We start from the raw sequence: 20153 nt of genomic DNA, 5'->3' as shown, positions 1-20153 counted from the left end.
CGATATCAAGTATTTGCCATATGGCAATCTCTTTGGCAGTCTTCCCCTGCGGTCCTGCGTCCGAGACGGGGCGGACCCGATGACAGAGCCGCATTCCCGCGGTTGGACGGCCGGTCGAGGGGGGCACGGCCGTTCCCGCGGCCCGGTGCACCAGGACCGGGCCGCAGCGGGGATGCGGCCGCGTCCGGCGCGTCGGCAGGCAGTGATGAGATGGGGTCGCGATGAGCACGCACGGCCGCCCGGCCAGGGACGAACACGGGGGCCCGGCCAGAGGTGGACAGGGGCGCACGGCCAGGGTCGAGCGGGCGCTGCGCGCCGCCCCGGCGTACGCGCTGCCCGAGGTGCTGGCCGCGACGCTGTCGCGTGAGTACCCCGTGGTCTCCGCCGCCCGGCTGCTGGTCTGCGACTACCACTCGCGCGCCCTGATGCCGGTCGCGCCGCTCCTGGCCACGCCCCACCCGGACAGCCTTGCCCTGGCCGTACCGGACGGCGATGTGCCGATCGCCGAGGAGGACGCCGAAGCGCTCGGGATCCGGCAGACCCCGGCCGGGCGGGCGTTCGTCACCGGCCGTGTCCTCGCCTCCCCCGAGGGGGACGGCGACGGGTCCGGGGAGACCGGCACCTATATACCGGTGCGTGCGCGGGGCGAGCGGATCGGCGTCCTGGAGATCAGTGCGTCCGGTCCCTGGAGTGCGGACGAGGTGGGCGAGCTGGCCGAGATCGGCGAGCTTCTCGGCAGCGCCCTGAAGGTCGCGTGGAACCGGACCGACCGGTACGAGCGGGCCAGGCGGCGGCACCGCCTCACCCTCGCCGCGGAACTGCAGTGGCAGCTCCTGCCCGGCCACGCGCACGCGGACGACTCGTTCAGCCTCGCGGGGCATCTGGAGCCGGCCTACTCGATCGGCGGCGACAACTTCGACTGGTCCGTCGAGCACGACCATCTGGCGCTGACCGTGACCAACGGCTCGGGCACCGGCATCAACGCGGCGCTGCTGACGTCCCTGACCGTCGGCGCGCTGCGCAACGCCCGCCGGTCGGGGGCCGACCTCGGCGAGCAGGCGAGCCTGGCGAACGACATGGTGCACGTGCGCCACGGCGGCCGGGAGTTCACCGAGACCCTCGTCATGCGGATCGACCTCGCCGACGGGACCGTGCACGTCATCGACGCGGGATCCCCGCGCATCCTCCTGCTGCGCGGCGCCGAGGTGACGCCGGTGCCGCTGGAGCAGCAGATGCCGCTCGGCATGTTCCCCGACACCGCGTACCGACCCCAGCGGTTCGACCTCGAACCGGGTGACCGGCTGGTCATCGTCAGCGACGGGGTCTTCGCGGCCAAGGCCACGGCCGGCGAGTACGGGACGCTCCTGCTGGAGCAGGCCACCCGGCGCAGCCGGCTGCAGCCCGCGGCCGAGGTCCCGCTGAGCGTGATCGACGAGCTCATCGAGTTCCACGAGGGGACCGACCTCGCCGACGACGCCGTCGTGGTGTGCTTCGACTGGCACCACCCGCCCGGCGGCCCCTCGCCGGACCCCGGCAGGGCCGTGCAGGGCGAGTCCGCGATCTAGCCGGGAGCCGCCCGCGGGGCCGGCCCGCCCGGGCAGTAACCTTCCGGTTACTTGGCTGGCGAGGAAGCGGGAGTGCGTCGATGGGCGAGCTGAGCGCCGCGGAGACCGTCCGCGCCGCCGACAGGATCATCCACGGTGTCGGGTCGCGGTGGATGCTGTCGCGCAGGACGGCGGAGCACGGTAAGCAGCAGGGATACGGCAATCCGTTCGCGTACTACTTCGCCGGGCGCGGCGGGGTGCTCGGGGACGCGGACGCCGACGTCGTCTCGGCGGCGCTCGGCTGGTTCGAGCCGGGGTTCGTCCGCGCCCAGTGGGACGAGGGCGTCGCGGTCGCCGGGGCGCGCGAGGCGACGCGGCGGTACACCCTCGGATGCGCGGCCTGGGGCGAGTCCCACCTGCCGGACGACCCGCGCCTGTGCGAGCTGGCCGAGCGCGTCGCGCGCGCCGCCGGAGGGTCGGGGCTGCCGCTGTTCTGCGGCTGGCGCGCCGAACCGCTGCCGGACGGCGCCCGGGCCCGGCTCATGCAGCTGGTGCAGGTGCTGCGGGAACTGCGCGGCGGGCTGCATCTCGTCGCGACGACGTCCGTCGGGCTCTCCCCGCTGGAGGCGATCCTGACGCAGGACGGGCCGGACACCGCGCGCTTCTTCGGATGGCAGGGCGACCTCCCCGACTGCGCGGCGCTCCGGCCGCGCCGCGCGGAGGCGGAGGAGATCACCGACCGGCTCTCCGCCGCCGTCTACGAGCGGGCGCTGTCCCCGTCCGAGCGCGCCGAGTTCGCGGAGCGGATCGGCGCGCTCGGCGAGGCCGTCCTCCGCTGACCGGTTCCGCGCGGGGCCGGGGCCGGACTTGTCGCCGGCGCACAAGAGCCGGGCGGAGATTGCGCGCACGGGGACTGTCGCGCGGGGAGCGGCAGGTCCATTGTCGGACCGTGAACCGATCACGCCCGGAAGGAGCACGTGATGGGACGGTCTCCCCACCCCCTCGGCGCGTTCGCGGTCCTGGCCGCCTCGGCCGCGTCCCTGCTGGCGGTCACCGCGACGGCCGGGCCGGTGAGCGCGCGCGAGACCGGCCGGTCCGAGACGCCGGTCGCCTCCGGCTCGCCCGTCACCGACGTCACCGAGTCGGCGGTGCGGGTCAGGGTGCCGCTGCCGGCGTCGGCCGGCCCGCATCCGGCGGCCTGCGACTGGCTGTCCTACCTGCGGTTCCGGCACAAGGACGGACCCGCCTCGTCGGCCGCCGCCGACCGGATCCTGGTCGCGCAGCCCGGCATCCTGGAGGGCGCGGGCGCGTTCGACAGCGTCGCCCGCAACACGGTCTCGGCCGCGGGCAGGAGTGGGAAGCACATCGAGTTCTGGGCGCTCGACCGGCGTTCCAACTGCCTGGAGGACGGCACCGGGATCCAGGCGGGGCTGAGGGCGAAGGACGCCCATCTCGCCGTCGACTACTACTACCGGCAGAAAGAGGTGGACGGCCGGAAGTTCGCCGGATACCAGACCAACGACCAGGTGACGTGGCTCCAGAACGTCGGGCTTGAGCAGACCGTCCGCGACCAGTACGACCTGATGGTCAGGGAGCTTCCCGACCAGGCCGCGCGCAAGCGGAAGATGATGTGCGGGGGACATTCGCTCGGCGGCGTCCTGACGGCGTTCTTCGCCGAATGGGACTTCGACGGCGACCACTCCACCACGGACGACGCCGGGTACGAGCAGTGCTCGGGCTACTTCGCCCTCGACACCCGGATCTCGACGCGACTGCCCGGGTTCGGCGGCGCCTTCCCCGAGGACTGGGTCCCGCTCCTGCGGTTCGGCGCGGGCGCGGTCCAGGCCGGGCTGGAGACGGGCGTCGTCCCGCGCGCCCTGTCCGCCCCCGCCGTGATCAACACCGAGACGATGAACCTGCTCGCCATCGCGGGCCTGGCCGCGCGCCTCGACCCGGGCGGCGTCTCGGACCTCGCGACCTACGTCCCGCCGTCGTTCAACACCGACACCACCTACCGGATCCTGTTCTCCAAGGACTACCCGACGTTCCTCAAGGGCTCCCCGGCGGTGAAGGACTTCCGGATCACCAACGCCGCCGCGCTCGGCGGGCTGCTGGACGACAACTCCCAGCCGCTCGCCTTCATGCAGGCCAGCCTCGGCTTCTGGGACGGCGGGAAGATCGTCGACAAGGAGTTCCCCGCGCCGAACGACCTGGAGGGGATCGGGCTCGGCGGCCTGTCCCGGCTGCTCGGGACGGAGAAGAAGGCGATCCCGGACGAGCCGGACGGCCCGCTGTACACCTGGCGCGACTTCGACCGCGTCGGCGCCCCGGACGACCCGGTGCACAAGGCCGAGGACGGCACCCCGTTCACGTCCGCGGGCGAGGAGGTCACCGACATCGCCGAGCTGGCCCGCAGCCTGGCGGAGCACCCGCTCGACTTCACCGAGCACTACTTCCCGACGAAGATGGTCACCGACATCGCGCTGGCCGCCGCCCCCGGGATCGCCGACGACGCCGTCCACGAGAACGGCGTCACCGCGAACCCGACGCTCGACCTGGAGGCGGAGGGCGGTCTCGGCGGCGACCCGCAGCCCGGCGACGTCGTCGCGCCCGGCTACCAGCACATCGACGTCCTGACGGCGTCCGCCGTCCAGAACGGCGGACGGCCGGAGCCGGTCTCGGTGAACCTCGCCGCGTTCGCCGCCGGGTGACGCTCCCCCTGACCCGCCGCCCGCCCCTCGGCACCCGGTGTTTCGCGGTGCGGGCGGCGGGTAGGTGGGCGGCGGGCCGAGCCGGAAAGGGCGGTGTGACGTGGGCGTTCGAACATGGATCGAGTCGTGGCCCGTCTACCGCCAGTTCAGCGGAGACGACCCCCTCGGGCGGGGCGCGGCGGCCAGGAGCGCCGGCACCGAGCGGATCAGGCCGCGGGTGAGCACCGCCGACAAGGTCGTGAAGTCCGTCTGCCCCTACTGCGCGGTCGGCTGCGGGCAGGACGTGTACGTCGAGGACGGCAAGGTCACCCAGATCGAGGGCGACCCCGACTCGCCGGTCAGCCGGGGGCGGCTGTGCCCGAAGGGCTCGGCGTCCCTCCAGCTGACGACCGGGGCGGCCCGCGAGCACCAGGTGCTGTACCGGCGCCCGCACGGCACCGGGTGGGAGGCGCTCGACCTCGACACGGCGATGGACATGATCGCCGACCGGGTGATCGAGGCGCGCCGGCACGGCTGGCAGTGGGAGCAGGACGACCTGCGGGTGCGGCGGACGCTGGGCTTCGCGAGCCTCGGCGGCGCCACGCTCGACAACGAGGAGAACTACCTGATCAAGAAGCTGTTCACCGCGCTCGGGGCGGTGCAGATCGAGAATCAGGCCCGCGTTTGACACTCCTCCACCGTTCCCGGTCTGGGAACCTCGTTCGGACGCGGCGGCGCGACCACCTTCCAGCAGGACCTGCAGCACGCGGACTGCATCGTCGTGCAGGGCTCGAACATGGCCGAGTGCCATCCGGTCGGGTTCCAGTGGGTGATGGAGGCGAAGGCGCGCGGGGCGAAGCTGATCCACGTGGACCCGCGGTTCACCCGGACGAGCGCGCTCGCCGACGCGCACGTCCCGCTGCGCGCGGGGAGTGACATCGCGTTCCTCGGCGGGATCATCAACTACGTCCTGCGGAACGAGAAGTACTTCCGCGACTACGTCGTGGCCTACACCAACGCGTCGGTGATCCTCACCGACGAGTTCCGCGACACCGAGGACCTGGACGGCGTGTTCTCCGGCCTGGACAGGGACAAGCGCAGCTACGACCACCGAAGCTGGCGGTACGAGGGCATGGAGGTCCAGGCGGCCTCCGGCCAGCGCGACATGGAGTACGAGGACCGCGTCGGGCCGGTCGAGGAGGCGGCGCGCGGCGAGGCGCACGGCTCGGGCGGCCCGGCGATCGGCGTGGGCGCCCCGGAGCGGGACCCGACGCTGAACCACCCGCGGTGCGTGTTCCAGGTCCTCAAGCGGCACTACGCGCGGTACACGCCGGAGATGGTCGAGCGGATCTGCGGCGTCCCCCGGGAGCAGTTCCTCGAGGTCTGCGAGATGGTCACGGAGAACTCCGGCCGCGACCGGACGACCGCGTTCGCCTACGCGGTGGGCTGGACGCAGCACACGGTCGGCGTCCAGTACATCCGCGCCGCGTCGGTGCTGCAGGGGCTGCTGGGCAACATCGGACGTCCCGGCGGCGGCATCCTGGCGCTGCGCGGCCATGCGTCCATCCAGGGCTCGACGGACATCCCGACCCTGTTCAACCTGCTCCCCGGCTACATCCCGATGCCGCACGCCCACAGCAATGAGGACCTGGACGCGTTCGTCCAGGCGGAGGCGGCGAGCAAGGGCTTCTGGGGCAACATGCGCTCCTACATGGTCAGCCTGCTGAAGGCGTACTGGGGCGACGCGGCGACGGCCGACAACGACTACCGCTTCGACTACCTGCCGCGGCTGACCGGATCGCACAGCACCTACGAGACCTGCATGGCGCAGATCGACGGGGTGTGCAAGGGCTACCTCCTGATGGGCGAGAACCCGGCCGTCGGGTCGGCCAACGCCAAGATCCAGCGGCTCGGGATGGCCAACCTCGACTGGCTCGTCGTCCGCGACTTCTCGCTGATCGAGTCGGCGACGTGGTGGAAGGACGGCCCGGAGATCGAGACGGGCGAGATGCGCACCGAGGACATCGGCACCGAGGTGTTCTTCCTGCCCGCCGCCGCGCACACCGAGAAGGACGGCAGCTTCACCAACACGCAGCGCATGCTCCAGTGGCACCACAAGGCCGTTGAGCCCACAGGGGACACGCGCAGCGACCTGTGGTTCATGTATCACCTCGGCCGCATCGTCCGGGAGAAGCTCGCCGGGTCCACCGACGAGATGGACCGGCCCGTCCTGGACCTGACGTGGGACTACCCGACGCGGGGCGACCTCGCCGAGCCGGACGCCGAGGCCGTGCTCGCCGAGATCAACGGCCGGGACGCCGACGGGAACCCGCTGTCGTCCTACACGCAGCTGAAGGACGACGGGTCCACCTCGTGCGGGTGCTGGATCTACTGCGGCTGCTACGCCGACGGTGTCAACCAGACCGCGCGCCGCAAGCCCGGCAAGGACCAGAACTGGGTGGCGCCCGAGTGGGGCTGGGCGTGGCCGATGAACCGCCGCATCCTCTACAACCGGGCGTCCGCCGATCCGGACGGCAACCCGTGGAGCGACCGCAAGGCGCTGGTCTGGTGGGACGCCGAGGAAGGCACATGGACGGGCCACGACGTGCCCGACTTCATCGCCGACCGTCCGCCGGACTACAGGCCGCCGAGCGACGCGACCGGGCCGGACGCGCTCGCCGGCACCGACCCGTTCATCATGCAGGCGGACGGCAAGGCATGGCTGTACGTGCCGGCCGGCCTGACGGACGGGCCGCTGCCGACGCACTACGAGCCGCAGGACTCGCCGTTCCGGAACCCGCTCTACGAGCAGCAGCGCAACCCCGTCCGGCACCTGCCGCCGCCGCATCCCGACAACCGGTACGCGCCGAGCGGCGCGGACCCGGGGGCCGAGGTCTACCCGTACGTGGCGACGACGTACCGGCTCACCGAGCACCACACGGCGGGCGGCATGTCGCGCTGGCAGCCGTACCTGGCGGAGCTGCAACCGGAGTTCTTCTGCGAGGTCTCGCCGGAGCTGGCGGCCGAGCGGCGCCTGGAGCACCGCGGCTGGGCGACGATCGTCAGCCCGCGCGGCGTCGTGGAGGCGCGGGTCCTGGTGACCGAGCGGATGTCGCCGCTGACCGTGGACGGCCGCACGCTGCACCAGGTCGGGCTGCCCTACCACTGGGGCCCGAACGGCTACAGCCGCGGCGACGCGGCGAACGAGCTGCTGCACCTGTCCCTGGACCCGAACACGCACATCCAGGAGGCGAAGGCCCTGTCGGTCGACATCCGCCCAGGCCGGCGCCCGCGCGGCCCGGCCGCCGCGGCGATGGTCCGCGAGTACCGGCAGCGCGCCGGGGTGACCGACCGGACCGGCACCGAGATCTAGCGGACGACGATCGGGTGCACGCCCGCGGGGATCAGTTCGCCGATGACGGGGGCGCCGGGGATCTCGCCTGCGAGCAGGAGGCCGCCGGAGGTCTGGGCGTCGGCGAGCAGCAGCCGCTCGTCCTCGCCGGCGGCGCCGAAGTCGGTGTGCGGGGCCACCCAGTCGAGGTTGCGGCGGGTGCCGCCGCTGACGTACCCGTCCCGCAGGGACGCGCGGGCGCCGTCGAGGTAGGGGACGGCGGCGGCGTCGACCACGGCGGTCACCCCGGACGCGCGGGCCATCTTGTAGAGGTGGCCGAGCAGCCCGAAGCCGGTCACGTCGGTGGCGCAGGCGATCCCGGCGTCCAGGGCGGCGGCGGACGCGTCGCGGTTCAGCGCGGCCATGGTCGCGACGGCGTGCGCGAAGACCTCGCCCGTCGCCTTGTGCCGGTTGTTCAGGACGCCGAGGCCGAGAGGCTTGGTGAGGCTGAGCGGCGTGCCCGGCTTGCCGGCGTCGTTGCGCAGGAGGCGGGCGGGGTCGGCGACCCCGGTGACGGCCATGCCGTACTTGGGCTCGGGGTCGTCGACGCTGTGGCCGCCGCCGACGTGGCAGCCCGCCTCGGCGGCGACGTCGAGGCCGCCGCGCAGGACCTCCCGCGCCAGGTCGAACGGCAGGACGTCGCGGGGCCAGGCGAGCAGGTTCACCGCCACGAGGGGGCGTCCGCCGATCGCGTAGACGTCGGACAGTGCGTTGGCGGCGGCGATGCGTCCCCAGTCGTAGGGGTCGTCGACGACGGGTGTGAAGAAGTCGGCGGTGGCGACGGCGGCGAGGCCGTCCTGGAGCCTGACCACGGCCGCGTCGTCGCCGGTGTCCAGGCCGACGATCAGGTCGGCGTTGGGCGAGGCGGGCGCGGCGCCGAGGCCGGCGACGACCTCTTCGAGCTCGCCGGGCGGGATCTTGCAGGCGCAGCCGCCGCCGTGCGCGTACTGGGTCAGCCGTTTCGTGAGCGGTCCGGTCATGCCTGCCTTCCGGTGCAGCGGCGGCGGAGGTCGTCGACCCGGACCGTGTAACCCCGGTCGTCCAGGTACTCCAGGAGCGGGACGGCGACGCGGCGGGAGGTGCCGAGCGCGCGGCGCGCCTCGCTCAGCGTGAAGGGGCCGCCGAGCCGGGCGAGCAGCTCGGCGGCGCGGGCGTCGTCGCCGGGCAGCAGGACGACGCCGTCGGCCACCCTGAGGAGCGCGCCGGTCGCGGCGGCGACCGCGAGCATCTTCGGCGTGAGGCCGAGTTCGGTGAGCCGGTTCGCGTCCGGCGCCTGGAACGGGGCCGCGGCCAGGTCGCGGCGGACGGCCTCGACGGCCTCGCGCACGGGCGGCGGCAGCTCGGGGGAGGTCGTCCGGCCGTAGATCCTGCCCTCGCGCCGCCGGAGGCCCCCGGCGAGGGCGTCGACGAGGACGCGGTCGGGGAGGCCGAGGGCGCGGCGCGCGGCGTCGGCCGGGAGCCCGGGGTCGGCGGGGTTCGCCGCGGCGTGCTCCTCGACGGCCGCCGCCAGGCGCTCGCGCAGGTCCTTCCAGTGGGCGGGGTCGGCGAGCCACTCCCCCGCCACCGGCTCGAAGGGGACGGGGACCCCCATCGCCACCAGGTCCGACCGGCTGATCAGGCCCCGGCGGCGGACCTCCTCGGCGCCGTCCGGGCGCCCGCTCATGGCGGCGAGCACACGGGCCCGCGCCGCCGCCGCGCCGCGCCGCGCGAACGGCTCGGGACGGACGTCCAGGGCGGTCGCCCCCGCCGGGACGCGATGCCGTCCGGGGTCGCGCAGCAGCGCGACGTCCCCGACGCGCAGCGGCAGCGGGCGGCGCAGCGACAGCCGCGCCGTGTCGTCCCCCAGCGGGCGGACGTGGACCGGCACGGCCGCCGACCCCGCGTGCAGCGTCAGCTCGCGCGGCAGGTCGGGCGCGGCGTCGCCGCGCAGCCGGACGTCGACGACGTCGGCGGTGAGCCAGCGCCCGGGGGCGAGCAGGGCGTCGCCCCGGCCGATCTCCCCCACGTCCCCGTGCAGGTTGACGGCGACGCGCGCGACGGCGCCGACCTCCCGGTGGTCCTCCTTGAGGCTCTGCAGCCCCCGCACGCGCAGGAGGGCGTCGCCGGCGGCGAGGCGGTCGCCGACGCTGATCGTCCCCGCGCCGAGCGTGCCGGTCACGACCGTGCCCCTGCCACGGACGGTGAAGACCCGGTCGATCCAGAGGCGGACGTCGGCGTCCCGGTCGGGTTCCGGGAGGGAGCCGGTGAGCCGTTCCAGTGCCGCGCGAAGCCCGTCGAGGCCTTCGCCCGTGGCGCCGCTGACCACGACCGATTCGACGCGGCCGAGCGAGGTGGCCGCGAGGCGGGCGAGCGCATCCTCGCGGACCCGGTCCGCCCCCGCCGCGTCGGCGAGGTCGCACCGCGTCACGACGAGGAGGCCGTGCCGGACGCCCAGCGCGTCCAGGACCGCCAGGTGCTCCGCGGACTGGCGCTGCCAGCCCTGGTCGGCGGCCACCACGAACATGACGGCCGGGACGGGCCCGACCCCGGCGAGCATCGTGGTGACGAGCCGCTCGTGACCGGGGACGTCCACGAACGCGATCCGTTCGCCGTCCGGCAGGGTCGTCCAGGCGAAGCCCAGCTCGATGGTGAGGCCGCGCCGGCGCTCCTCCTCCAGCCGGTCGGGCTCCATCCCGGTGAGGGCGCGGACGAGCGTGGACTTGCCGTGGTCGACGTGGCCGGCGGTCGCGACGACGTGCGTCATCGCGCCTCCGCCCGGATGGTCTGCGCGCGGACCGCCTCGGCGAGGACGCCGTCCTGGTCCGGTGGCACGGACCGCAGGTCGAGCAGGCACCGGCCGTCCTCGACCCGCCCCATCACGGCGGGCGTCCCCCGCCGCAGGCGCGCCGCGTACCGCTCGGGCACCGAGACCGCCGCGCTCGGCAGGACGACGCCCGGCGCCCCGCCGCCGCCGACCGCCGCCTCGCTCCCGACGGCCACCGCGTCCACTCCCGCGTCCCGCAGCAGGGCGGCCAGACGCTCGGCCCGTTCCCGCACGGCCGCCGCGTCGGCGCGCAGCCCCTCGCCGGTCGGGGTGAGCGGCCCGCGGAGGGTGGCCTCCAGGGCGGCGAGCGTCAGCTTGTCGACCCGCAGGGCCCGCGCGAGCGGATGGCGGGCGAGGCGCCGCACCAGCTCGTCCTTCCCGAGCAGGAGCCCGCACTGCGGCCCGCCGAGCAGCTTGTCGCCGCTGGCGGTGACCAGGTCCGCGCCCGCCTTGAGCATGGACGCGGCGTCGGGCTCGTCGGGCAGGAGCGGCTCGGGGGCGAGCAGGCCGGAGCCGATGTCGGCCACGACCGGCACTCCGAGCCCGGTCAGCTCCGCGACGCCGGCGCCCCGCGTGAAGCCCGTCATGCGGAAGTTGGAGGGGTGCACCTTGAGGATGAACCCGGTCGCCTCGCCGACGGCCGCCGCGTAGTCGTCCGGCGCGGTCCGGTTCGTCGTGCCCACCTCGCGCAGCCGGGCGCCGGTGGCGGCGAGCAGTTCGGGGATCCGGAAACCGTCACCGATCTCCACCATCTCGCCGCGGCTGATGACGATCTCCCGGCCGGGCGCGAGCACGGCGGCGGCCAGCACCAGCGCCGCCGCACCGTTGTTGACCAGGTGCGCGGCCTCCGCCTGGGGCACCCGCTCCCGCAGCGCCGCGAGGGCCGACCGCCCGCGCTCGGCGCGCCGGCCGGTCTCCAGGTCGAGTTCGACGTCGGTGGCGCCGGAGGCCACGGCCACGGCCTCGCGGGCCGCCGCCGACAGCGGCGCGCGCCCGAGGTTGGTGTGCAGCAGGACGCCGGTCGCGTTGATCACCGGGTGGAGCCCGGAGGCGCTCGGCGGCAGCGATGCGACGGCGGCGTCGGCCACCGCCTCCGGTGCGATCTCCCCGGCGCGGGCCCGGCGCTGGGCCGCGGCGATCGCCGCCTTCACGACGCCGCGCCCGAGCCGTCCCGCCGCACCCGCGAGGCGGGGTTCGGCGAGCAGCACGTCCGTGCGGGTGATCCGCCGCCGCTCGTCCTCCCCCGCGGCGGGCCCGGCTCCGCGATCCATCAGGCGACCTCCGACATGCAGCGCTACCCCGCCAGCATGGCACGCAAACAGCGCCGCCCCCGGACAGGGGCGTGACCGTCCCTGCTAACATGCATGACTCATGCATGACAGAGTGGCGAACCTGCTGGGCGCCGCCTCGCTGGCGGTGACCGACCTCGTGCTGGCCCGGGCCACGGACGCGGGACGGGTGGGCGCGAGCGGCGCGGCGGCGCTGGTCGTCCTGTCCCACGCGCCCGGCCTCGGCGTCACCGAACTCGGACGCCGCGTCGGGCTGACCCAGTCCGCCGCCGCGCGCATGGTGGACGGGCTCCAGGCCGCCGGCCTGGTCCGGCGCCGCCCCGGCGGAGGGCGCGCCGTCCAGGTCCTGCTGACGCCGGAAGGCGAGGAGTCGGTGCGCGCGATGCTGGCCGCGCGGGACGCACCGCTGGCCGCTGTGCTGGCCGTCCTGGACGACGCCGAGCGCGAGGCGCTCACCGGGCTGCTGGCCAAGCTCCTGGCCCGCCTCTACGAGGAGATCGGCGACTCCGAGGTCATCTGCCGCCTCTGCGACCGGGGGTGCTGCACGAGCGGTGGCGTCTGCCCGGTCGGCCAGGCCGAACGCGACGCGGGACGCGCATGACGGGCGTTCTCCTGGCCCTCGCCTCGGCCCTTCTCTACGGCGTCGCCGACGTCTGGGGCGGGCTGCTGTCGCGGCGCGCCGACTTCGCCGCCGTCGCGCTGCTCGGCCAGATCGGCGGGCTCGCGTGCGCGGTCGCGGCCGCGCTCGCCGTGCCCGCCCCCGCCGTGTCCGCGGGGGACCTGGCGTGGGGCGCGCTCTCGGGCGCCGGGACGGGCCTCGCGATGGTCTTCCTGTACCGGGGGATCAGCAAGGGGAGCCTGAGCATCGTCGTCCCGGTGAGCGCGGTCGGCGGGGTGGCCCTGCCGGTGGCCGTCGGCGTCGCGTTCCTCGGCGACCGCCCCACGGCGGCGGCCTGGCTCGGGATCGCCATCGTGGTGCCCGCGCTGTGGCTGGTGTCCCGGTCCCGGTCGGACGAGGGGGGCCGGGTCCGCGCGGCCCTCGCGAACGGGCTCGCCGCGGGGGCCGGGATCGGCGTCCAGTACCTGGCCCTCGCCCAGGCGGGAGACGACTCCGGGATCTGGCCCGTCGCGGCGGGACGGGTCGCGGCCGTCCTCGCGATCGCGCCGATGATGTGCTCGGGCGGGCGGCGCCTCCCGGGCGGGACGGTGTGGCTCTGGTCGGCGGTGAACGGCGGCCTCGCGGCGGCGGCGCTCGTCTGCTACCTCCTCGCGACCCGGCAGCAGCTCGTCGTCATCGCGGTCGTGCTGTCCTCGCTGTATCCGGTGGTCCCGGTGCTGCTCGGCGTCACGGCGCTGCGCGAGCGCCTGTCGCGGACGCAGGCCGCGGGCCTGGCCGGCGCCGCCGCGGCCGTCGTCCTGCTGACCCTCGCGGCGGGGTGAGGACCACTCCTTGTCGGGTGCGACCAGGCGCGTCCGCCGAGTGTGACAAGGAACCGGGCGGCGTTGTCACCGATGTGAGTGTCTTGTGTGACGCACGCCACCTAGCCTGGCGGGCCGAGTGTCCGCTGACGGAGGTGACACTTTGACGGAGCTGTACGAGAGGTCCGCCCAGGCCGACGATCTGTCGGGGGAACCCTGGCGCGACGTACCGCGAGAAGAGGCGCAGTGGATGCGCCCGCACCTTCCCGCCCTGGTCGACTCCATGGTGGAGGGCGTGCTGCGGCACGTCCCCGAGTACGCGCGCCCCGACGACCCCGTCTACATCGAGGTGATGCGGCTCGCGACGGCGCAGGGCATGGGGCACTTCGTGCAGATGATCGCCGACCCCGACACCTCCTGGCAGGAGGTGCACCAGGTCTACTTCGACATCGGGTACGGGGAGGCGGTCGAGGGTCGCGGGCTGGAGCACCTGCAGAACGCGATGCGGGTCGCCTCCAGGACCGCGTGGCGGTACCTGTCGCGGGAGGCCGACCGGCTGAAGAAGCCCCGCGACCTGGCGATCGCGCTCACCGAGGCGAACTTCGCGTACCTGGACCTGCTGGCGTCCGCCGCCGCGCAGGGCTACGCCCGGGCGCGGGAGAAGACCGCGGGCGAGCGGGAGCAGCGCCGCGGCCGGCTGCTGAGCCTGCTGCTGTCCGACCCGGCGGCGCCGCGGGAGGTCGTCGCCGAGCAGGCCAACCTCGCCGGCTGGCCGCTGCCCGAGCGGCTGGCGGTGATCGTGCTGGAGCCGCGGCCAGGCAGCGGCGGGGAGGGGCCCGCCGGGCTGCCGCCGTCCCTGCTGAGCGGCATCGACCGCGGGCGGCCGTGCCTGGTGATGCCCGACCCGGACCGCCCCGGCGGCCCCGCCCGGCTGACCGCCACCCTCGGCGGCTGGGCGGGCGCGGTCGGGCCCTCCGTACCGCTCGACCGGGCCGGGATCTCGCTGCACTGGGCGCACCGGACGCTCGACTCGATGGCGGCAGGACGGCTCGGCCGGCAGGGCCCCGGCGCGCTCGTCCACGCCGACCGGTACGTGCCCGACCTGCTGCTGGAGGAAGGCTGGACGCTCGCCGAGGCGGCGGCGCGGCGGCGGCTGGCCCCGCTCACCGCGCTCGGCCCGCACCGCGGCGGCCGGCTGGCGGTGACGCTGCTGGAGTGCCTCAAGCACGGCTTCAACGCGACGGACGCGGCGGAGGCGCTGTGCGTGCACCCGCAGACCGTCCGGTACCGGCTGGCGCAGCTGCACGAGATCTTCGACTACGACATCGAGGACCCGGCGATCCGGCTGGAGCTGATGCTGCTGCTCCCCGTCTGGCTGCGCGACGGCGCCGACGGGGAGCACGCGTGAGGAGCCCGGTCCCGGCTCACGCGGACCGGGACGCCGCCTCCGCGACCGGCAGCCTCCCGTCGAGGTAGTCCTGCCGGCACGCCGACCGGGCGATCTTCCCGCTGCTGGTGCGCGGCAGTCCGCCCGGCTCGATCAGCACGAAGTCGTGCACGCGCAGGTCATGCTGCTGCTTCACGGCCGTCCGCACCGCTTGCGCCACCTCGTCCTGGTCGAGCAGCGCGATCGGCACCCGGCGGTTCCGCTCGGCCACCACGACCAGGCCCTCGGTGTCGCCGGTGTCGACCGCCACCGCGCAGGCGTACTCGCGGCGGACCGCCTTGTGCGCGCCGGAGACGGTGAACTCGATGTCCTGCGGGTAGTGGTTGCGCCCGTCCACGATGACCAGGTCCTTGATCCGGCCGGTGACGAACAGCTCCCCGCCGTGCAGGACGCCGAGGTCCCCGGTGCGCAGCCACGGGGAGCGCGGCAGGTCGCCGTGGCCCGCGAGCTTCGCCTCGAACGTCTCCCTGGTGGCCTCGGGACGTCCCCAGTAGCCGGCCGCGACGTTCGGGCCGTGCACCCAGATCTCGCCGACGGCGCCGTCCGCGAGCCGCACGCCGGTCTCGGGGTCGGCGATGGCGACGTGCTGGCCGTAGGACGTCCCGCAGGCGATCAGCTGGATCGCGCCGGGCGCGCCCGCGTCGCACGGTTCGGCGGTGCCCCGGCGCAGCCCCTCGTGGTCGAAGGCGACGCGGGTCGGCTCCCGGAAGCGGGACGACGCCGACACGTACACGGTCGCCTCGGCCAGCCCGTACGCGCACACCTGCGCCTCGGGCCGCAGCCCGCAGTCCTTGAACGCCTCGTAGAAGCCGGTGAGCGTGCTCTCCCGGATCGGCTCCGCGCCGTTCATGAAGACCTGCACGCCGCTCAGGTCGAGCTTCGCCTTCTCCTCCTCGGTGACCTGCGCGGTGAGGTACTCGTAGGCGAAGTTGGGGCCGCCGGTGAACGCGTGGCTCTGCGCGCTGAGCAGCTCCAGCCAGCGGACGGGGCGCATGACGAACGCCACCGGATCCATGATCACGCCCGGGTTGCCGTACACCAGCGGCAGCGCGACGGTGGTGACCAGGCCCATGTCGTGGAAGACGGGCAGCCAGTTCACGCCGGACGACACGCGCGGGATGCCCTCGAACGTCCGCCACAGCTGCTCGGCGTTCGTCGCGAAGTTCCCGTGCGTGATGATGACGCCCGCGGGGGTGCGGGTGGAGCCGGAGGTGTACTGGAGGTAGGCGACGTCGCCCGGGTCGATGGGCTCGGGCGTCCAGTCGAGCGCCGCGTCCACCTCGTCCGCGACGATGATCTCGGCGGGCTCCCGGACGGAGCCGCCCGCGAGGAACGAGCGGACGTGCGGCAGCGAGGCGCTCGTGGTGATCACGACGTCGGGTTCGGCGTCCTGGTAGACGGCGAGGAGCCGGTCGCCGTGGCCCGGCAGGTCCGGGGAGAACAGCGGGACGCCGATGACGCGGGCGTACATGGCGCCGAGGAACGCGGTGACGTAGTGCAGGTCCTGCGGGGCGAGCAGCGCGACGCGGCGTCCGGGCTCGGTGGCCCGGCGGATGGCGGCGGCGATGCTGCGGGCGCGCCGGTCCAGCTCTCCCCAGGTGACGTCGGTGGCGACGCCGTCCGGGTCCGTCACGTAGTCCATGAAGGTGTAGGCGCGGTCGCCGGGGAAGTCCTTGGCGAACCGGGCGAGCCGCTCGATCAGCGGCGTGCGGTCGAGCGGGGGAAGGTCGGTCATGCTCGCTCTCCGGTGCTGGGGGCGGTCACGCGGCGGGCGGCGAGGCGCTCGTGGTCGGGCCAGCGGACGTCCCAGACCCAGCCGAGCCTCTCGAAGACCCAGATGACGCGGGCGCTGATGTCGATCTGCCCCTTGAGGACGCCGTGCCGCGCGCAGGTCGGGTCGGCGTGGTGCAGGTTGTGCCAGGACTCGCCGAACGACGGGATCGCCAGCCACCACACGTTGCGGGCCCGGTCGCGCGTCTTGAAGTCCTCCTTGCCGAACACGTGGCAGATCGAGTTGATCGAGAACGTGATGTGGTCGCCGACGAAGACGCGCATCACCCCGCCCCAGAACAGCGCGGTGACGGCGCCGTGCCACGACCAGGTGAGCAGCGCGCCCAGCCCCATCGGGACGAGGAACGTCGACAGCACGATCACGGCGTAGACGGGGTCGAGGGACAGGAACCGGATGTCCCTGTCCTTCAGCAGGTCGGGCGCGTACTTGCTGCGGGACGTGCGCTCCTTGCTGAAGAGCCAGCCCATGTGCGCGTGGTAGAGCCCCTTGGTGAGCCCCCACACGCCGGGCCCGTACGCCCAGGGCGAGTGGGGGTCGCCCTCCTGGTCGGCGTACTTGTGGTGGCGGCGGTGGTCGGCGACCCAGCGGACCACCGAGCCGTGCATGGCCTGCCCGCCGAGGATCGCGAGGGCGATCCGCAGCCACCGCTTGGCCTTGAATCCGCCGTGGGTGAAGTGCCGGTGGTAGCCGACCGTGATCCCGATCGCGTTCAGCGGATACAGGAACGCGAAGATGGCCACGTCGGTCCAGCCGATCCCCCAGCCCCACAGGAAGGGGACGGCGCCCAGCAGCCCGATGACGGGCCCCACCACGAACACCACGACCGCGACGCGCTCGGGGAACGGGACGGTGCCGGACAGGTCCGGCTGCGGGGTGCGGCTGCCGACGTCGGCGACGCCCGCTGTCATGTTCACGACTCCCTTGGTCTCGTGTAGCTGCGTTTGGTGTGCGTCTCGGCTTCGCGGTCAGCAGTTGCCCTGGGCGGGCTTGCCCTCGAAGCGGTCACCGAGGAAGTTCGTCACGTCCCCGGCGGCTCCCCAGTCGGTGGACAGGTGCTCGGCCGGGTAGGTGTTCTTCCACGTCGTGGTGATGCCGGCCTTGCAGTAGGCCTGGCGGGTGGCGTCCTCGGTCTCGTGCGGGATGATCTCCTCCAGCCAGCCGCGGTACTGGAACACCGGGAAGCCGATCCTGTACGTGGCGCCGGAGGACGGGGTGCCGATGCCGACTCCGAGCTTCTGCCGGTCGACGATGTCGCCCCAGGTGACGCCGCCGGGGCCCCTCAGCGCGTAGATCTGCTCCAGCGACAGGCCGTCCGTGGAGAAGCTCTCGGCCCGCGCGCCGAGGAAGACCGCGAGCGTCCCGTACAGGCAGTTGGACCTGACGTCCTTGATCGCCTGCACGCCCCGGTCGTTCATCAGCTCGTCGAAGGGCATCTCCGGGTGGGCGGCGTGCAGGCCGACGAGCGCGTCGGCGAGGAAGCCCGCGAACAGGCTGCCGTTGAGCTGCTCGGCCGTCAGCTTCAGGTCGCCGGGCACGCCGCCCGCCGCCGCGCCGACGACCTTCAGCTCCGGCGCGTAGGACGAGGCGAGCTGCGCGCCCCACAGCGCGGCCGCACCGCCCTCGGAGTAGCCGGAGATGCCGACCGCGCCGTCCGCCGTGAGGGGTCCGCCGGGGATGCGGCGCGACGTCCGGACGGCGTCGAGCAGCGCATGCCCGGCGTTAGCGCCGACCATGTAGGTGTGGACCTGCCCGGCGAGGTACCCGGCGCCGTCGGTGGCGGCGACCGCGAAGCCCGCCTTGAGGAACAGCGTCAGGTTCGCGCCCTCGTACATGTCGACGTACTCGCCGGCGAGCTGCTTGGAGAAGGCGCACTGCGGGCCGGAGCCGAGCGTGCCGGGGTTGAACGCGACGGTCGGGCGGGACCCGCCCTTCGTCCAGGCCGCGTCGGGGACGGCGACCGTCCCGGTCACCACGTTCCCGGCGCCCTTGGCGTCGGTCGAGACATACCGGACCTTCCACGCCTTCATCGGGACGTCGCCGGGGATGTTCGTCAGCTTCGCCGGGCGGCAGGCGAGCAGATCCCCCGGGCTCCCCGTGACCGTCGCGGGCGGCGCCGCGTAGATCTCCGCGTCGGTCGCGTCGCAGCCGGAGGGCACGGCGGCGGCCGGGGGCGCGGCGACGGGCACGGCGAGGGCCGCGCCGAGCGCCGCGGTGGTGAGCAGGCTGCGGAAGCGCATTCTCGCTCCAGGAGTGGACTGGAAACCGAATGCTGACGACTGTCTCCCACCCGGCGCGACGCGCGGAATGAAGTCCTGTCACATGCCGGGGCGCCGTTATTAGCACTCAACTCAAGATCTGAGGAGGTCGGCCACCTTCCCGATCCCGTCCCGGATCGCGGTCTCGGTGAGGTCGCCGAAGCCGAGGACGAGACGCGGTGGCTCGGCCGCGCCGGACGCCCGGTAGGTGCTCATCCCGTACAGGCCGACCGACCGCCTGCGCGCCTCGGCGACGACGCGCCGCTCGTCCGTCCCGCCGGGGAGGTGCGCGACGGCGTGGAAACCCGCGGCCAGCCCGGTCAGCCGGACGGCGGGCGCGTGCTCGGCGAGGGCCGCGACGAGCGCCGCGCGGCGCTCGGCGTAGAGGGGGCGCATCCGGCGCAGGTGCCGCCCGTAGCGGCCGGACTCGATGAGCGCGGCGAGCGCGAGCTGGTCGAGCACGGGCGAGCCGCGGTCGGCGAGCCGCTTCTCCTCCGCCACCGCCCGGGTCAGCGCGGGCGGGCACAGGATCCAGCCCAGCCGGACGCCCGGGGCCAGCGACTTGCTGACCGTCCCGAGGCCGAGGACGCGGCCGGGCACGAGCCCCTGCACCGACCCCACGGGCTCCCGGTCGTAGCGGAACTCGGCGTCGTAGTCGTCCTCGACGACGACCCCGTTCCGCTCGCACGCCCAGTCGGCGAGGGCGCGGCGCCGCTCGGGGGCCAGCACGACGCCGGTCGGCCACTGGTGCGCCGGGGTGACGACGACCGCGCGGGCGCCGCTCGCGTCGAGCGCGTCCACGTCCAGCCCGAGGTCGTCCACCGGGACGGGCACCGCCTCGATCCCGGCGCGCTCCGCGGCGGCCATGGTCGCGCCGTCACCGTAGCCGGGGTCCTCGAACGCCACGCGGCGGACGCCCCGGCGGGCCAGGACGTGCAGGACGATGCCGAGCCCCTGGGCGAAGCCGCCGCAGACGACGATGTCGTCGGCCTCGGCGACCGCCGCTCGCACCCGCCGCAGATGACCGGCGAGGACGCCCCGCAGGACCTCGCTGCCGCGCGGGTCGCCGTAGCCGAGCGCCTCGTTCCGCACCGTCCGGGCGACCTCCCGCTGCGCCCACGACCAGTCGCCGCGCGGGAAGGACGCCAGGTCGGGCACGCCCGCGGCGAAGTCGACGCGGAGCCGGGACGTGTCCGGCGGCGCGGCGGGCGCCGGTTCGTCGTCGACCGCGCGGACGGATGCCACGCGGGTGGCCGACCCCGTCCGCGCGCACAGGTATCCCTCGGCGTTGAGCTGGCCGTAGCACTCCTGGACGAGGCCGCGGGAGACGCCGAGCTGGCGGGCCAGCTCGCGGGACGAGGGCAGCCGCTCCCCCGCCTTCAGCCGTCCGGTGCAGATCGCGTCGCGCAGCGCGGTCTCCAGCTGGGAGCGCAGCGTCCCGGTCGCGTCCCGGTCCAGGGCCAGCAGCAGCTCCGGTGTCGAACCGGCCCACTCGATTGCCATGAGATTGGACCATATAGCAG

Annotated in this window: 14 protein-coding genes; 7 read left to right on the top strand and 7 right to left on the bottom strand. The window is 74.3% G+C overall.

Going from position 1 to position 20153, the window contains the following annotated elements:
* Positions 1-221 precede the first annotated feature (221 nt).
* From AB0H37_RS22900 to fdh, 4 genes are all read left to right on the top strand, one after another.
* Entirely contained in the window at positions 222-1565 is a 1344-nt protein-coding gene (locus AB0H37_RS22900) for a PP2C family protein-serine/threonine phosphatase (RefSeq protein ID WP_360614976.1), read from the top strand.
* Between the two features lie 80 nt (positions 1566-1645).
* Positions 1646-2383: an evbL gene (locus tag AB0H37_RS22895; protein WP_179836735.1), complete on the top strand. Its 738-nt coding sequence runs from the start codon at positions 1646-1648 to the stop codon at positions 2381-2383.
* Between the two features lie 141 nt (positions 2384-2524).
* Positions 2525-4255: a hypothetical protein gene (locus AB0H37_RS22890; protein ID WP_360614974.1), complete on the top strand. Its 1731-nt coding sequence runs from the start codon at positions 2525-2527 to the stop codon at positions 4253-4255.
* Positions 4256-4355: 100 nt separating this feature from the next.
* Positions 4356-7607: a formate dehydrogenase gene (gene fdh, locus AB0H37_RS22885; RefSeq protein WP_360614972.1), complete on the top strand. Its 3252-nt coding sequence runs from the start codon at positions 4356-4358 to the stop codon at positions 7605-7607.
* Here the strand turns inward: fdh and selD are convergent.
* The 3 genes from selD to selA are packed head-to-tail and all read right to left on the bottom strand — an operon-like array spanning position 7604 to position 11699.
* Positions 7604-8605, bottom strand: a complete 1002-nt coding sequence (gene selD / locus AB0H37_RS22880; RefSeq protein WP_329087219.1) for a selenide, water dikinase SelD — start codon at positions 8603-8605, stop codon at positions 7604-7606. The genes fdh and selD overlap by 4 nt on opposite strands.
* Complete coding sequence (gene selB / locus AB0H37_RS22875; protein ID WP_360614970.1) at positions 8602-10368, bottom strand: selenocysteine-specific translation elongation factor; 1767 nt, start codon at positions 10366-10368, stop codon at positions 8602-8604. Before selB ends, selD begins: the two co-directional genes overlap by 4 nt.
* Positions 10365-11699, bottom strand: coding sequence for an L-seryl-tRNA(Sec) selenium transferase (selA, locus tag AB0H37_RS22870; protein ID WP_329087215.1), 1335 nt, complete (start codon positions 11697-11699; stop codon positions 10365-10367). Before selA ends, selB begins: the two co-directional genes overlap by 4 nt.
* A 100-nt stretch (positions 11700-11799) precedes the next feature.
* Here selA and AB0H37_RS22865 point away from each other — a divergent pair, with 100 nt between their 5' ends.
* From AB0H37_RS22865 to AB0H37_RS22855, 3 genes are all read left to right on the top strand, one after another.
* Positions 11800-12318: a MarR family transcriptional regulator gene (locus AB0H37_RS22865; RefSeq protein ID WP_360614968.1), complete on the top strand. Its 519-nt coding sequence runs from the start codon at positions 11800-11802 to the stop codon at positions 12316-12318.
* Positions 12315-13157, top strand: coding sequence for an EamA family transporter (locus AB0H37_RS22860; protein WP_360614966.1), 843 nt, complete (start codon positions 12315-12317; stop codon positions 13155-13157). The genes AB0H37_RS22865 and AB0H37_RS22860 overlap by 4 nt, the downstream gene beginning before the upstream one ends.
* A gap of 142 nt (positions 13158-13299) precedes the next feature.
* On the top strand, positions 13300-14544 hold the full coding sequence (locus tag AB0H37_RS22855) for a helix-turn-helix domain-containing protein (protein WP_329087210.1): 1245 nt from the start codon (positions 13300-13302) through the stop codon (positions 14542-14544).
* A gap of 16 nt (positions 14545-14560) precedes the next feature.
* Here the strand turns inward: AB0H37_RS22855 and AB0H37_RS22850 are convergent, their stop codons facing one another.
* From AB0H37_RS22850 to AB0H37_RS22835, 4 genes are all read right to left on the bottom strand, one after another.
* Positions 14561-16318: a fatty acyl-AMP ligase gene (locus AB0H37_RS22850; RefSeq protein ID WP_329087208.1), complete on the bottom strand. Its 1758-nt coding sequence runs from the start codon at positions 16316-16318 to the stop codon at positions 14561-14563.
* Entirely contained in the window at positions 16315-17283 is a 969-nt protein-coding gene (locus AB0H37_RS22845; protein ID WP_179838961.1) for an acyl-CoA desaturase, read from the bottom strand. Before AB0H37_RS22845 ends, AB0H37_RS22850 begins: the two co-directional genes overlap by 4 nt.
* 57 nt (positions 17284-17340) lie before the next feature.
* The gene (locus tag AB0H37_RS22840) at positions 17341-18612 is read right to left on the bottom strand and encodes a lipase family protein (protein ID WP_329087206.1); all 1272 of its coding nucleotides are present in this window, start codon (positions 18610-18612) and stop codon (positions 17341-17343) included.
* 111 nt (positions 18613-18723) lie between these two features.
* Positions 18724-20133 (bottom strand): PLP-dependent aminotransferase family protein, encoded by a 1410-nt coding sequence (locus AB0H37_RS22835; protein ID WP_360614963.1) that lies wholly within the window; start codon positions 20131-20133, stop codon positions 18724-18726.
* Positions 20134-20153: the final 20 nt, after the last annotated feature.

This window comes from Actinomadura sp. NPDC023710 (assembly GCF_040639875.1).
GTDB classification, from domain to species: Bacteria; Actinomycetota; Actinomycetes; order Streptosporangiales; family Streptosporangiaceae; genus Spirillospora; species Spirillospora citrea.
Note: the sequence above shows the minus strand (reverse complement) of the source record. Positions and strands in the feature narration are given on the sequence as shown.